The organism is Undibacterium sp. Ji83W, assembly GCF_049340385.1.
Lineage (GTDB): Bacteria > Pseudomonadota > Gammaproteobacteria > Burkholderiales > Burkholderiaceae_D > Undibacterium.
Genome location: NZ_JBMPOZ010000007.1, coordinates 273118 through 288357, shown reverse-complemented (window position 1 = coordinate 288357; position 15240 = coordinate 273118). Strand labels below are relative to the sequence as shown.

At 46.7% G+C, this 15240-nt stretch carries 11 protein-coding genes; 5 read left to right on the top strand and 6 right to left on the bottom strand.

Annotated features, from left to right (window positions below; translation table 11 throughout):
• Positions 1-365: 365 nt before the first annotated feature.
• Positions 366-1301 carry a DUF4214 domain-containing protein gene (locus tag ACO0LD_RS14530; RefSeq protein ID WP_423007958.1) on the bottom strand — a complete coding sequence of 312 codons (936 nt, stop codon included), beginning with the start codon at positions 1299-1301 and terminating at the stop codon, positions 366-368.
• Between the two features lie 918 nt (positions 1302-2219).
• Here ACO0LD_RS14530 and ACO0LD_RS14525 point away from each other — a divergent pair.
• From ACO0LD_RS14525 to ACO0LD_RS14505, 5 genes are all read left to right on the top strand, one after another.
• Positions 2220-2417, top strand: a complete 198-nt coding sequence (locus ACO0LD_RS14525; protein ID WP_423007957.1) for a hypothetical protein — start codon at positions 2220-2222, stop codon at positions 2415-2417.
• A 121-nt stretch (positions 2418-2538) separates the two neighbouring features.
• Positions 2539-2964, top strand: a complete 426-nt coding sequence (locus tag ACO0LD_RS14520; RefSeq protein ID WP_423007972.1) for a hypothetical protein — start codon at positions 2539-2541, stop codon at positions 2962-2964.
• Positions 2856-3143, top strand: a complete 288-nt coding sequence (locus tag ACO0LD_RS14515) for a tyrosine-type recombinase/integrase (protein ID WP_423007955.1) — start codon at positions 2856-2858, stop codon at positions 3141-3143. Before ACO0LD_RS14520 ends, ACO0LD_RS14515 begins: the two co-directional genes overlap by 109 nt.
• A gap of 299 nt (positions 3144-3442) precedes the next feature.
• Entirely contained in the window at positions 3443-4795 is a 1353-nt protein-coding gene (locus ACO0LD_RS14510; RefSeq protein ID WP_423007953.1) for an alpha/beta fold hydrolase, read from the top strand.
• Positions 4796-4817: 22 nt separating this feature from the next.
• Positions 4818-10268: a CHAT domain-containing protein gene (locus tag ACO0LD_RS14505; protein ID WP_423007951.1), complete on the top strand. Its 5451-nt coding sequence runs from the start codon at positions 4818-4820 to the stop codon at positions 10266-10268.
• A 981-nt stretch (positions 10269-11249) separates the two neighbouring features.
• Here the strand turns inward: ACO0LD_RS14505 and ACO0LD_RS14500 are convergent.
• The 5 genes from ACO0LD_RS14500 to ACO0LD_RS14480 all read right to left on the bottom strand — a co-directional run bounded on the left by ACO0LD_RS14500 (position 11250) and on the right by ACO0LD_RS14480 (position 15165).
• A complete protein-coding gene (locus ACO0LD_RS14500; protein ID WP_423007949.1) occupies positions 11250-11546 on the bottom strand; it encodes a Txe/YoeB family addiction module toxin in 297 nt (98 codons plus the stop codon).
• Positions 11509-11796 (bottom strand): type II toxin-antitoxin system Phd/YefM family antitoxin, encoded by a 288-nt coding sequence (locus tag ACO0LD_RS14495; RefSeq protein WP_423007947.1) that lies wholly within the window; start codon positions 11794-11796, stop codon positions 11509-11511. The genes ACO0LD_RS14500 and ACO0LD_RS14495 overlap by 38 nt, the downstream gene beginning before the upstream one ends.
• A 552-nt stretch (positions 11797-12348) precedes the next feature.
• Positions 12349-12879, bottom strand: coding sequence for a hypothetical protein (locus tag ACO0LD_RS14490; RefSeq protein ID WP_423007945.1), 531 nt, complete (start codon positions 12877-12879; stop codon positions 12349-12351).
• Positions 12880-12949: 70 nt separating this feature from the next.
• Positions 12950-13198 carry a DUF4214 domain-containing protein gene (locus ACO0LD_RS14485; RefSeq protein WP_423007944.1) on the bottom strand — a complete coding sequence of 83 codons (249 nt, stop codon included), beginning with the start codon at positions 13196-13198 and terminating at the stop codon, positions 12950-12952.
• 611 nt (positions 13199-13809) lie between these two features.
• Positions 13810-15165, bottom strand: a complete 1356-nt coding sequence (locus ACO0LD_RS14480; protein ID WP_423007942.1) for a TniQ family protein — start codon at positions 15163-15165, stop codon at positions 13810-13812.
• Between the last annotated feature and the right edge of the window lie 75 nt (positions 15166-15240).

Genomic DNA, 15240 nt, shown 5'->3' with positions numbered 1-15240 from the left:
CTTGGCGTAGCGTTCAAAGCCACCTTCGGCAAAAGTTGTCTGTTTCATGGCATTCGGGATTCAATGAGAATAGGCTTATATTAACGTTTCTAAATCAATACTCGGATACTTAATCAGAGATTCCCTAACTTTATTTGGAAGTTTCCAACGGCTACTCCTTGTCGGTAGCAGCCTCTCAAAACTCTAATCCATCTGACAGGTCGTGTTAGGTCGAGTCTGAACTAGCACACCTAAATCGACCAAGTTAAATATTATTAATTGCGTCTACTTCAAAAATCTACGACTTTCTTTGAGACGCTCTCTGATGGAGTAGATATCACGCAGTCCACCATTGTCATCCTCTGGAAGTCTTCGCACTTTCCATATTATTTGAACGGGATGTAGGCAATTCCGTTTTTTATCGCATCAGCAGTTTGTGCCTTGTTTTCCTGACTTTCACTAAAGCTAGCCAAAGCTGTCGCCGGTGTGCTTAGTTTAGTATTTAGCTGACCCAGCCAATAGTCGTAACCTGCTTGATCAGAGGTACGATGCAATACATTTGAGTAGAAACGGGCCACTAATGTTGCATTGCTCGGATTAGTCCCATACATGGCTTTGAATTCCGCAGACTCCATGAAACTTGCCGCCACCTCTTGAATGGTCAAACCCTTGTCCATGGCCTGGATCCAATAACCTAATCCAGCTGCATCTGGTGTTCTATTGAACGCCGCTTGATATAGTCGATAAGCTTTCCCTGCACTACCTTCCAGATCAAATGCCAATGAAACATCAGAGAACTTTATGCGCTGGAGATTGGTAGCAAGTACCGGGGTGCCGCTGCTATCTGCGATCGTGTAACCTAGCTTGGTTGGTGATACGCGATAGTCTGCATATTTACCGCTGAAAGTCGTTATCTCTTGTTTAGGATTGAATTGAATGGCTGTGACGGGGTGTAATTCCATTTTGTTCTGCAATTGCCCGTTTGAATCCATGGCACCTAGCCAGAAACCGATGCCTCCTATCTGGACTAAAGTTTGTGTCGTACTTACCTGTGTTTGAGCAGCAAAGGTTTTATCAAAGATTTCCCTTGCAGCCTTGACTTCCGCATAAAAAGGCGAATTCTGTCCAACACAGTCCGGGTGCGGGATAGCAGCCACCATAGTCACACTGCTGCTGGATTTTAATACGAGCTGATACTCTGAATCAGAAGTTACTTTATAGGAGATGAGCGTTCCTTCAACCAAGTAGCGCGTGTTCTCCACAGGCGAAATGCGGTTACCGTCATCTACGACAACGCTAAGTAGTGTTTGCTGCTGCAACAAGCTGATAGCTGTCGCGAATTCTGTGATCGATACTGTGCCAGCATTGCGATCATTCCCTGTTTTTACATCCCACCGAATGGATGTACAGGATTTTGCTGGCGCTGAAGCCTGGCATAGCCCAGATAGACTGGATGGCGATTGACCAGTTGGACAGGAGCATATGTTACCAACAAGAATTTTCCCTCCAGTGCAAGTTGGAGTTGTTGTCGGAGTTTTGCAGATGCCGCTGACATCAGTTTGACCGACTGGGCACATACAAATGCTACCGACTGCGATTTGGCCACCAGTGCAACTTGGTGTAGTGGTGGAGCAGGACCCGCAAGTACAGGAGGAAGACACGTTGCCGTCAGCGCAGCGGATTTTGCCATTGGAGGCACAGGAGCTACCCACTCCACCGTGCGAAGAGCAGCAGCCTTGGCACGAGGCATAGGCTGGACTCACACAAAAGAAAAGAGCTGCGAATGCTATAAGTATGAAGCGCAATAAGGAGAATGTGTTTCTAGCCAGCATATGCTTTGAAAGAGAGTAAATATGGTTAGTGAAGCGTCATAGCCAACAAGGACTACCAATCTCTAAGTTTTGTTAGTTGCAAAAATCTTATTGCTTGGACTATTATATCTGTAACATTTGGTTACTGATAATGCGTTTTTGAAAACAATTGTCAATATTGAATTGTCGAATTGACCGAGATGTTGATGGGTATTAGAGTCAGTGGAGGTGAAAGAGAAGTCTAATAAAAATAAACGCCGTCTTAGTAAAGAACGTTGCACCATCTTGAATCAAATAAGCAGGGTAAAGGGTTATATCGTAAATTTTCCCCGTTCCCACTCGAGTTGCATTGAAGTAAATCAATAGGCATTCATTGACCTGAAATAAAAAATAATCTTGATACAAGAAACTATTCACAAAGGAAAACACATGAAACGACTTTTAATACTGGTGTTGGTTGCAACCTCACTTTGTTTTAGCCAGGTCTTTGCCAAAGGACCAAGTTACGGTGGTGGCAAGCACACCGCGAGTCATGGTGGCAAATACACAGGTGGAAAAGGATCATCCCATAAGGGCGGAGCCTACAAAAATACTAAAACTGATAATAAATACGGAACGCATAAGTAAATTGCTGAATAGTGTCTATCTGGATAAAGAAGAAAATCGCCCACTGAAACTTAAGTCCGATGAGTTTTTGATTAGAATTTTTAAGTGAGTAGAATGCCGCTCATTTTTTTCAAGAGACATTATGAAAATAAGGTTCAAAGATAAAAATTTTCTCTTATCAAAAATATCCATTTCTTTAATGACATTCTACCTTTGCGGGTGTGCCGCCACATCTGAGTACAAGGTTTCACTTCCGTCAATGGATGATTTTTCGTCGCAAGAAGTGGCATTCAATATTGGTGGCGACAGATTAGCAATTGAAAAGAAAATCCAGTCATTTTTCGCTCAGCGAACGCAGCCAACAATTGTTTATCAAAGTAAATCGAAATCATACATACTCACCGGGTATTTTGGTTCAAACGGCCTTCACACTGAAAGCTGGTGCCGGTGCTTCGGGGCATGTTTAAGGAATCTGGAGTTGCAGATTATGATGAATATTCCGCGCACTCGCTGCAGCGAGGATTCACAGCTTGGGCATCAGACAACGGTTGGGATCTTAGAACACTAGTGAAGTATGTTGGATGGAAAAATGTACAAACCGCTATGCGGTATGTTGATGCCAAGGATCAGCACAAGAGCGAATTGAGGCAAGTTCTAACCGGGCGCCATATAGGGAGACCATTGGAATTGGAGGCAGCTTACAAGTCCATATTGTTGATCGCATTTTCTTATGGTGAATCTCGGTAATTGACGCTCTGAAAGAAGTGATAAAAAAGATAGAAAAATAATAATAAAATTATTGAGAATAACAACGCGATACTGTACCCTTGGTTCAAGCTCTTCATGGTAATAGAACGCATTATGTAGCTTGGGAATAGCCGTGTTTCCAAAGGCGAAGTTATCCAAACGCTTGCTCTTTAGCGCGATGTGTTGATTGCGCCAGGTATCGAGCCAAACTCCAATCTACCGTGTGATTAAAAGGCAAGTTGCAACTGATCTGATTAAGCCAATAGGCATTTCCTTGAACTATATAACGGGAGTCAATTATGCGGCATCTTTTGCTCAAGTTGGTCATAACACTCATCTTCGCATGTGCACTTTCTTCCTGCGGAAAGAAAGAAGTTCCCGTTGCTAATATTGAGCTTGATATACCTGCCCTGCAGACGCCAGAGCGCGTCACAGTTGTGTTTGTGCATGGCGTGCTTGGAAACGCAACGTTGTCCTGGCAAGCAGCTTCGTCGCCTACGTGGCCTCAGATGTTAGCTTCCGATGCCCGGCTTAGTAAAGCTGCGCACGTCATAAGCCTGGCTTACCTGAGCGACCCATTGGGAAGTGCCAGTAACATTCACGAGTTAGCAACGAATCTCGGTACACGCCTGCATGACCGTGTGTTCCCAGGAGCTTCTAAGGTTGTGTTTATAGCGCACAGTATGGGAGGGATCATTGCGCGGCACATGTTGTTGCAAATGTCGCGGGATTGGCCTGAAGACTATGCCAAAGTACGCGGGATATTTTTCCTCGCTACGCCGAGTGGTGGGTCAGATGCCGCAAAGCTTGCCAGTTGGATGAGCTCCAATCCCCAATTTAATGACATGTCCCCCATCCAGTTCAACACCTTTCTGCAAAGCGAGGAAGACAGTTGGGCAACTCTGTTGCGTAAGCGACTAGAAAGCGCTCCATTTCCCAAAGCATACTGCGCATACGAGACGCTTCCGCTTGGCCCTATCACTGTCGTTCCTCGAAACAAAGCATTAATAGGTTGTGACGAGACTGCGAATCCATTTACCCGTGACCATGTCAGCCTGGTGAAGCCCCAGAATAACCAAGATGAAGTCTACGAATACGTTATGGCACGCCTTCTTCGACTGAGCAGCGACGACGCGGCCCCTCTGCGGGTGGAAGCTTCGCTCGAAGATAGCCTCGGCAGACCGGTCAACCCTGACGACAGCCTAGCCTCGGGGGAGTACTACGCCATTCGACTAGCCGCATCAAGGCCAGTCTGGTTTTATGTATTCAACGAAGATGGCCGAATGAAAGTTGAACGTTACTTCCCATCAACCGAAGGAGGTAATCAAACCAGCCCGCAAATCAAATTGAGAATCCCTCAGGACCCCGACCATTCATTCAGGCTTGATGAGCAGACTGGACTAGAACGGCTTACCATCCTTGCTTCCCCAATTGCCAGAACCGACCTGATGGCGTTTCATGACGAAGTAAAAAGCGCTAGCCAACGTGCAATAAAAAACTGGGCGAGTGTGCGTGGCGCCGTTATCGTAAAAGATGAGAAGTTTCAGAGAGAAATAAAATCCCAGAAACTCGATATTACTACTCGTCCTGGGGAAAAACTGGAGCAATTGGTTTTTCGTCATGTTGCGGCAAAGTCTAAAGCGGCCGAATAGGCATGCCACGATGTGCCGACTGATGAACAGTATGCTTCACCCTCATCTTTGTTCTCTCATTGGAGTGATTTGGTTGCTGGCATTTTGCGCGAATCCCGCAGCTGCCGCTGTGTCCGATGCAAAGGCAATTTCCGATGTAGAACAATGTAGAGTAGATGCCGGTTTCGGTACTGACGGTCGCCTTCTGAACGACCCGACACCGACTTCGGTCGAGGTCTGCAATCGCGCGTTCAATAGCCATCCGGAAGACAGCAATGTTGCAGCGTACTTGGGGCGCGCTTTATATCGTAATGACCTCGAAGCGGCAAGTTTTAGTTTTATCAAGCGTTCAGCAAATGCTGGTAATCGCATCGGCCAGTTTCTGCTTGGCGTCGCATATCAATACGGCTACGGAGTCCAGGACGATTTGGGTGAAGCAATCGATGCCTATCGCATTGCTGCGCTGGCAGAACATGCCGATGCGCAGATGAATCTGGTCTGGATTCTCTTTGACAGGCGCCGGGAAAAACTCGATATATCAGAAGCTGTTCCCTGGCTGACGAAGGCAGTCGGGCAAGGTCATTGCGAGGCCCTCAATTTTCAGGGCTGGATGATCTCTCACGGAATTGGGCAACTGCGGAACGCCGCCCTCGCGACGCAGTATTATCTGAGAGCCGCGGAATGTGGATCCCGATTGGGTGCATTCAATGCTGCATTACACTTGCTGGAGACGGATAGTCCCCGCGGGGTGTCTTTGCTACGGCAGGCGGCCGAAGCTGGCTTAACCAATGCAAAATCGCTACTGGGTGAAGTCTTCATGCGCGGTCGAATTGTTCCGCGTGATGACGTTGAGGCTGCGAGATGGCTCCAGGCAGCCATCAACGACAGGGATGACCGAGCTGTGCGTATTCTCGCCGAGATGATCTCCCTTGGGCGTGCGGAAAATCTGCCAGCATATGAGATAAAACGCATTGCAGTGTGGGCTCGGGAAAAGCAGGAGTCTCGCATTGACGAGCAGCTCGACGACAAACAACCGTGGCCGATAGTTTGGAAGCCAGGAGTTGAATTGCCTGCATGGAAACTGGCGGAACGTTATATAGTTAGGACGTCCAGCTCTAAACTACGTTTTGTGGAAAACGTGAGTGCAGCGTGGAAAATGCACAATCTACTGGAAGAAATTGGACCGGCAGCGGCTAAGGAAATATTGGCGGACTCTTTGGCCTCCACCCAGCCTACGGCTGTCCAGCGCGGCGGCAACCATTTCGCTCGTTATTCGTCGTTGGTTCCAAAGGCATTGGTGCCACCGATTGCCAAACTTCCGAACAAAGCGATTGTTCGCGAAACTATTCTGGAAGAGAAAGTCATTACGGCGCAGGAGTTTCGAAAGCAATGGAAATCTGAAATATGCGATAAAATGACCGTGTTCGACAAACTATTCTACACCACAGATGACGTGATTCATGCTGTTCTGCCGTTGCTGCTTAGTTCCAGATATGAACCTTGTATCGTATCGACCTTGAGGCTGATAGGCGCTCGTTTTCAATATCCTGACAAAGGTCTGAGCACCTACGTGGTTCAGCAGCTGTCATCAAAAAATGATGGAATACGAAGCTATGCTGTAGATGCTGCTTCGGCCATTGGATTGAGGTTGACCAGCGATCAAATAACTGCACTTCTCCATGATTCGTCCCAAAAAGTCAAAATCAGGGTACTTGAAAAAATACCCAATATTGCCGCACTCGTTCCACCTGCGTTGCTTGCGGCGCTGATTAACGATTCCGACGAGCAAATTTGCAATGAGGCCATGGTGATCGCCCGAAACGCCGATTCCCCGGAAGTAAGAAATGCGCTTTTTTTGAACCTGAAACAGCCAAAGTTGGCGAATAGCGCAGGTGAAACGCTGGCTGTCTTCGATACGCTTAGCATACCGCCAACCACCTTTAAGGGCTTACTTGATCGGAGGGTAGCCGGTAAGCCGGATATTGTAGCGGAGAAGATACTGGAGGCCGCGGATCCGATCAAGTTGATCGACGAGCTACGAAGTGGTCTACATTCGCCAACGTCCGGGGTTAGGCTTGCGACACTACACTTTGCGGCAGAACTCGAAGCTTTTGATCTGCGTAGCGAGTTAGAAGCTATTCTTACAAGCGATTCAGATGTCGAGGTACGGGCCAAGGCAGCAAATATTCTCGGGAATTTTGCTTCGCGCGAATCATTGCGGGCTCTGGAGGATGGATTGAAGGATAGTTCACCTTCTGTGCGATTGCACTCACTCACTGCGCTTAGGATGGATCGGGGACATGCGTATAAAGGCGCGCTCACATTGCGAAATGATCCTGACCAAGCGATCCAAACTGAGGTGGCGAAGTACCTCGATGTATCAAATAACCGGGGCAGTGTCCATCCATCGCATGACATTAACACCATTGGCGCACCGGAAACTACGGGATTAGAGCAGAAAATTGCAGCTCAAAAATCGCAACAGTCGTTTCTCTCAGCGCTCAGCGTCACCGACAAGTTCGAACACCTTTGCGGAGCGGGCGCACGAAAAAAAGGTTTTCCTCAAACTGTTGCTGAAGCCGATACCTTAATTGGCATGGCCAGTGATATCCGGATTCATATGCAGACACGGGAGAAAATTGCCGTTTGCCTCACCTCATATTATGCAAGCAGTGTATCTGTAGAAAGCCTGCCCTGGTTGGTCCAGATTGCAAACGATCCGGTTTCCAGTGAATTTTTGAGGTTTGCGGCTGTTGATACGCTGCTGAAGCATGACACAAAAGAGGCAGCCGAGCTGTTGATGCAAGTCTGGTTTGAAGGTTTTATATTGGCAAAAACTTGTGCCACTTGGCTCGGCGAGACCAAGATGGATAAATTCGCGCCGCCTATTGTTTACCGAGTCTTGCGGCCGTACTTGCAACACACCGATCCGATAATAAAAGTGTATTCCAGTGGATGTCTACCGAGTGTGCCGCGGAGGAACGTGGCGCGAATTTTGCAGCAGTTTGCCGAGGATGCTAATGCCTCGATTCGAGCGGCAGCGCTTGAACTCGTCGCCAGCTCTGATGAATCTAGTATAGCGGCGAGCATGCAGATGCTTCGGAAAGCCTTGCGAGAGAATGAATCTGTTAATTTGAGATCGGCGCTGTGGTCGACGGGTACTACTGCCGCAATTCAAGATGCACGGCGCTATAACGGTCCGCTGACGTGGCCCACAATTAATTTCTGGAGCGAAGCGATTAGCCAAGATCCCGTTGCGTTGTCGTTGCAGCAGTTGTTACACGCCATTCCCCGATCGAACGGTAATCATGATTCTGTTGCCAAGGCGGCAGTGCAAATGTCCGAACGGCTGCCCGACGCGCAACTGAACGACGCGCTTATTGCGCGAATCGCTCCGGTGCTGACACAAGCGTTTGTAGAGATGGATTTCGATGAGCCGCACACTTTTTCACCGCTGGTGTTGCGCGCCTTCTGCGAAGGAGACAATTTGCGCACGTGGCGTCACCATTTCTATTACAACAAAATATTCGATGATGCAATCAAGGTTCTTTCCACCCAGCATACCTCGTTAAATTCTGCCGCACTGGAATGCTTGGCAAGGTTACGCACTCGGGTGATAGCGGTTCCTGCAGACCTTGCCGCAGCGATGGTTAAGCTTTTCATGAACGGGGGCCAGCTGCAACAGGCTGCAGCGCTGATCGCAAGAGTCAATAACTCTGTTCAGTATCGTGGGCAGCTGGAGAAATCGCGTTGGTTGTTGGCCCAATCTGAGGTTCTGGTACGTCAAGGCGAATATGCGAAATCCTTGGAGAAGGTCGATGAAATAGATGAAACGCTGCGCCATGTCGGTGGTTTTAAGACACTGATCCGCGCGCGCGCATCCCTGATCCGAGGATGGGCACTGCTCAAAAGTGGTCATACGGATGCGCGATTTGAGCTTGCCTCTGCGATGCGCGGTGACTGGAACACGAACATTTTGGCCACTAGCCTCGCTCTCCCACTCGGTATTTTTGAGCCGATGGCGGCCGCACGTGACGCCGTCGACTACTTCAACCTGCATGCCAACAGCAGCAGCGAACTGCGTTCGGCGGCGTCCATTTTACTGACGCAACTAATTGACGACGGGCTGGAAAATGGTCGGGTCGAACAGGCGCTAGTTGACGCCGATCAACTGGCGAGTCTGCAAAATACGGAGGATCCGGGTCTTGCTACGTCATCGATGTTTGGCAATGACAGGGATCTGATGCTGAGACACATGGGGCAGTTGGAGGGGCGGATCCGCAGGCTCGCTTCCCGCAAAGACGCCGGACGCAATGTTAACAGTTACGACAAGGAGTTTGTACTGGCGAAGCAGGACTTGAAATCTTGGCAATCGTTGATGCTAGCCCGCTATCCAATGATGGTCGCACTGTTGCGTCCTGTTGCGCTCGATATCCAGAAATTGAAGCATTCGTTGGGGAAGGACAGGGTACTGATCCAATATCTAGTTTTGCCTCGACGTACGATTGCACTGGTGGTCAGCAATGAATCTATCTCGATAGTTCCGATCGGCATTGATGCCATGAAGCTCAAGAACTTGGTGGCATCGGTGCGTGATATGCTGGGCGAAGATCTCCGGGCAGAGGTAGTGGCTGAGCCTAATCGCGGAGCAAAAATTGTGGATTCTGGTCGCCCAAAAAATATTTCGAATGCCTTGACAACCCTCTCGCAAGTACTTGTCGATCCAATTGGAAAAATTGCTGGTAGCAAAAAGGAATGGGTGATCGTGCCGCACGGTGTGCTCCACAGCTTGCCATTCTCAGCTTTGTCGTTTGGGCGCGAACCCGTGCTGACAAAACACACTATCAGTGTCATAGGGCGAGCCGGGCAACTCGAATTCGGCGAAGGCACGGAAGAGATCAAGAAGCCAGGAAGTAGCATCAAGGTCATAGCGTTGGGTAACCCGACTATGCCGAATGCCCAATGGGCCCCGCTAGCTGGCGCTGAACTGGAAATCAAGAGCATAGCTAATATTTTGGGGAACGAAAATTCCGAGATATTCTTGGGCCCGAAGGCGCGGAAAGACGTCTTGCTCAATAGGCCGCTCGGAAATTCTATCCTTCACTTTGCGGTGCATGGACAAGCAATGCGCGGTATTGAATCTAGACTTCTTTTGGCTGATGGTTTCTTAACGGCAAAAGATGCTTGGTTGCTCCCCCTAAATGAGACACCGCTGGTTGTTTTGTCTGCATGTGAAACTGGGCTTGGTGATGTTCTGTTGGGAAACGAAATACTAAGCCTGGCGAATGCCTTCATGTTTGCTGGTGCCCGCTACGTGGTAGCGAGTCTTTGGCGGATACCGGACGCAGAAACGCGGGCGTTTATGGCCATGTTTTATACGCGATTGCGTTCTGGGGAGTTACCCAAGGTTGCGCTTGCCAACACTCAGCGCGCGGCAATGGCAAGGGGTGACAGCCCGGCTACTTGGGCTGCGTTTGTTATTTATGGACCGTAAAAAATGCTGGTTCGTGTGGCGACTGGCCCAAACACCGATAGAACAAGCCAAAGCCCCAAGTACGCTGATTGTGCGTCAGGCATATCGACCAGTCTGCTATTTGGTAGTTTTTCTCTAAGTCTGTCGTAATCACAGAACTTTGCCGAATTAAGATCATAACTTCCCACTAAACGACTTCGGGAGACGTTGAAAACTCTCGTAAGCTGAATCAATGTCATCAGCGACAGTTCCCATCAAGTGTTGTATTTGCCCGATTTTATCAAGCACGTCCTGGGAATGCTCACGCAGATGCGTCAGACCTTGGTCAACCACGGAGACTGTGGCCAGATCGTCGCCCTGCTTTCTTTCCAACGCCACAACCTGGGCTTCTGTGAGTATCTGACCTGTTCCGCGATATAGCGCTCGAGCGCAGCCAGGCGCCTCCTGAATGACTCCAGATCACATCGACCAAACGCTGGAAGGGGAACAAAGATGCCACGCTTCCGTAGTTCATTAGATACACTACCTGACCAAAGACAGACTGTTCTACGGAAGAGGCAGCGACCGCTGATTCTGCCCCTTCATCGACACGATTGCGGAGATTCTGAACGTCCTTGTTCTACGAGTAGAGCGAGTCGTCGCTGCACGGTGCGCCGTGGCATTTTGTTCTTAATAGCTTGCTGAAAACTCCATTACGCGCCAAATAAATGGCGCGATATTAGCGAAAGTTTCAGTCGACACAAAGTTACCAAGTTTATCTGTGCGAAGCATAAACTTGGTAAAATTGGTTAAACTCTCTATAAATCGACCAATCGAAGAATCATTCCGTGCCTCGATAACGATAACGACTGAAACAGCATTGAATGATTTTTGGGGCCAGCCAGTTGAATTACGTGATTTGGCAAACGCGCACTCCAGCACTCTAGGAGATTAGCGACTTGGATCAGAGCTGCAGGAAGCTGCTTAAGAGATGAGGGCGCCCCGTAGTGACCAGTTTGTCTATTAGTAATGGTATCGACAAGCAACTATAAATATGCCGTTGTCTTCAGGAAGGTAAACAAGTCGATGCACTCGATCTATTCTTCGAGACCAATAGCCTGTTAAGTCTTGACTCAGAGCTTCTGGCTTGCCTGTGCCAGTGAAGGGATTACGTAGGCATTCTTCAATGAGGTTGTTTATTTCATTAAGAATTTTAGGATTTTCTTTTTGCCAGTAAAGATAGTCTTCCCAGGCATTGTCAGTCCATCCAACTGCGATGGACTTAGCTAATTTCTTGTTTTCTGCTTTCTTGTTTTTCATTGCGTATCAGCTCCCGATTCTGGGCCTTACCTGCTTTAAGCTGTGCAATGGATTCCATTAAACGGCTGGCATTTTTCGCAGAACGGAAGAGATACGATGTCTCTTCCATGCTATTAAAATCTGCCAGCGACAACATCACTACGTGTTCCCCGTTTACACGGGTAATAACCGTTGGAGCGTGGTCTTTGCAAACATCATCCATCACCGTCTTTAAGCCAGCTCGCGCCTCACTAAAAGTTAGTATGTTCATAATATATCTACCGCTTATAATGGCTAAAAAGCCGTGTGAATTTAGTCACGAAATGGGTTCATTGAAAAGCAACTGTATGTCTGATCAATTCCCAAAAATAATTGTACAGCATCTTGTACAAATTGTCTAATGCGTAGGCGGTGAAAAAATAGAGAGGCAATTGCTCTTGGGCCTGATGATCCTTTTGCGCTTTGAGGCAGGGAGCCCAACAATAGAGATTTTTTTGTGCATGATTGCTGGCAAACTGTCGCAGTGTAGATCCGAATTTGCATTTACTAAGGTATTTGCAACGTAAATAGAACGGATGTACAATATCCTTATTGTTAGGCCTCCTGCAATTCGCGCATTTGTTGAGGACATGACCGATAAGTGGTCTTCAAGCAGTTGGGCAGGCAGAGTAATCGGTAACTCTGATCAGTGGGGCAACGGTAACAGCGTTGGTGCTCTGAACCAACCCTTTAAGTGGGGAAAGCTAAAGAGAGGCATCGGACACCTTGGGCCTAACAGATTTTTATTCAAAACGGCTGCTAGCAATAGCAGCCGTTTTTCTATTTAAAGCAATGTTCCAATTTTTGTTCCTCTAGCATTATTATTCGGAATTGCCGTGACAATTGAATAAAATGTGTTGCCAACACCATCTTTGCGCTCCTCGACAACGACAGTACCAGCAGAACTTTTAAAAACAGTAGCTTTGTCTGTAGACGTCGCTAGATTGCCTTCATAGTAAATTTCCGCACCAGGCTCTAATATCTTGAAAAGAAAGTCTGCTATCGCGTCAGTGGCCAGTGTCGGAGTATTGAACTTGTTGTGAAAGAAATTTCTTGCTTCCCAAATGTGAGCTAAACCATATCCTTTTTGTGGTCCAACATGCTCTCCATACCGCAAACGCAAGGGGCCAGCTGGAAAAGTTTTCTGAGCGGTAATTATCTCAGGAAATTGTCCCCAGTCTAACGTATTAGTCCTTGGATTAATTATTTCAGATTTTGGGGAAATTTTGGGGGCATACAGTGGATTACCAGCAACCTGAATAACTTCTTTTCTTTTTTTTCTTTTTACAATTTTGGGGCTACTATCTTCTGCCATACGGTTTTCCAAGTTAATCGAGATAGCTAACCACACTACTATTTTCACTACCCTATGGATATTTTAACCTTTAAATGCTACATCTAATTAATATTCTAAATACACGAGATGGCACACCAATGTTGTATCGCTCGGATTCGTCCCATACATAGCTTTGCATTCGGCAGGCCCATGAACTTACCACCACTCTTTGAATGGTCGAACCCTTGTACATGGCATGGATCCAATAACCTAGTCCAGTTGCATCTGGTGTTCTGTTGAACGCCGCTTGGTATAGGCGATAAACTTTGCCTGCATTGCTTTCCAGACCGAATACCACTGACACATCAGAGAACTTTAGGCGCCGGAGATTGGTAGCAAGTACCGAGGCGCCGATGCTATCTGCGACTTCAGAATGCTGATTGCGTCGGACAGTGTTGTGGAAGATGCCTAGCCTTGTCTTCGATAGGGAGGATCATTGTTTTCCACAGAATTAGCAAAGCGAGTTCGTGAAGAAAATGCCACATCAATCTCGAAAAAACACGCGGAAATACCTATTTCGGAGTACGGCGATGACTGCATTACAATCTTGAGATGCCGATAATCAGCTACATCTAGATTGGTAAGGTGGTACTTACCTACCTTACCCGACACCCCCCATCGGTTTAATTGGGGTTTGAAAGGCTAATATGATATCAAAACAGTATTTGAACTACTTGGCTTGGTTACACAACCAACCACTTTGGAATCAGAGTTACAACAATTTTGTTAGTCAAGCTCTCGAAAATCCAGTTATTAAGACTGCAATAAATAAGTCAGATCGCCCATCTTAATACGAAAAATGCTACATATCTGTCGCATGAGTATTTACCAGCAAGTTTGAGCTACAGCCCAATCTTGCTTTATTTTAGCTAAGTACGAAATAGCGTAAATTAAAGCGACTCCAGACATTCATATTATTTTCTTTCGCTTCCTTTCCATTTCTCTTTCTAAGGCATCTTGATGTTGATACCTCGCTCTGGCTTCAAGCAGGTATTGTTTTTTTTCTTTGTCATTAAGAAGAGGAAATTTACCTGTATGGTGGAAGTTGTTTATATGGTACTGAGTCGGATTTGAGTATCCTTTTGAAATAAGATATTTTTTGATCATATCCCGTTCTTTGAAAGGCAGCAGTTTGGTAAGTTGGATGCTCGGAACTAAGGCCTCATATATCCAATGCGGTGTATTTGAATTGAGTAAACCAGCCCAATATCTTTGAGATTTGGTGCTCTTTCGTAGTGCTTTTTGGATTGAATGGGGCCAATTGTCTAAGATGATACTAAGTACTGCCAAAGTCAAAGCTCTTCCACGAACAGTTTTATGTTCGAAATTCATTCCTACCGTAATAATTTTGTCTGTGGGATCTGATTTGGGAACTTTGAAATCCGAGTTAAGAATGACTTTATATTGTGCGTATTTAAACGGCAAATTCTTTCCGTCTATGATTTCTTGGATTACTTCTGAAGGCGTTGCTGAAGATGAAAGAAAGCGGAACAACAATTTAATGCCAGCAAACCAGGGAATTGCATGATAGGAGGTTTCAAAATTATCAAAATCAACGCTCCATCTCTTAAAGGCGGTTCCAATCAACTTTCTTTGTATTTCAGAAATATATGGAACGATCTTGTCATACGAAGATCTCGTTAAGGTGTTTCTAATGTCAAAACCGCAGTGCTGACATATCGTAATAGCATCTCTCTCATATCTGTTCTCAACCTGTCCTAGTGAACGAAAGTAAATGAAGGCATACCCACAGTTTTCACATTCGTCCAATAAAAGGCGATCGTGCTTATTGCATGACACTGCAAAGGTATATCGCCACGACTTTCTGAAATATGGCTCCTGATCTTCACGAAGACAATCAGGGCAAAATGCAGATCCTCTAATCGCTCCAGTTTTGACACTTTTATAACCGAGGCTGACTACATGGGGTATGTTGCCATGTTTCTCGAAACGCAAATTGATATTGTCTTCATATTTTGAGAATGCCATTTTCAGCACTTCATCTTCGGTTGCACCTGTATGCGCGACCACAGAATTTAAAAAGTTTTGTGGTGGAATTCGGTCAACTTCTATGCCAACCAAGGAACGGTCGCCAATAAGATGATAGGAAAGTTGGATTGGCGTCAGTCCATTGTGAAAGCCAATGCGTATCAGCCAGGACGACAATATTTCGTCTTCGAGAGGCCGGGGGCGAATAGGAAGAAGTGGCGTAGTCGTAGGGAACGTCATTTTCTCTGAAAAATCAAAAGACAGTTGTCTCGACATTTATTTATTAAAATCAAAGAGTTAAGATAAAAATCATTTTTTTTCTTCTGTAATTTTATACTTTACTTCTATCTT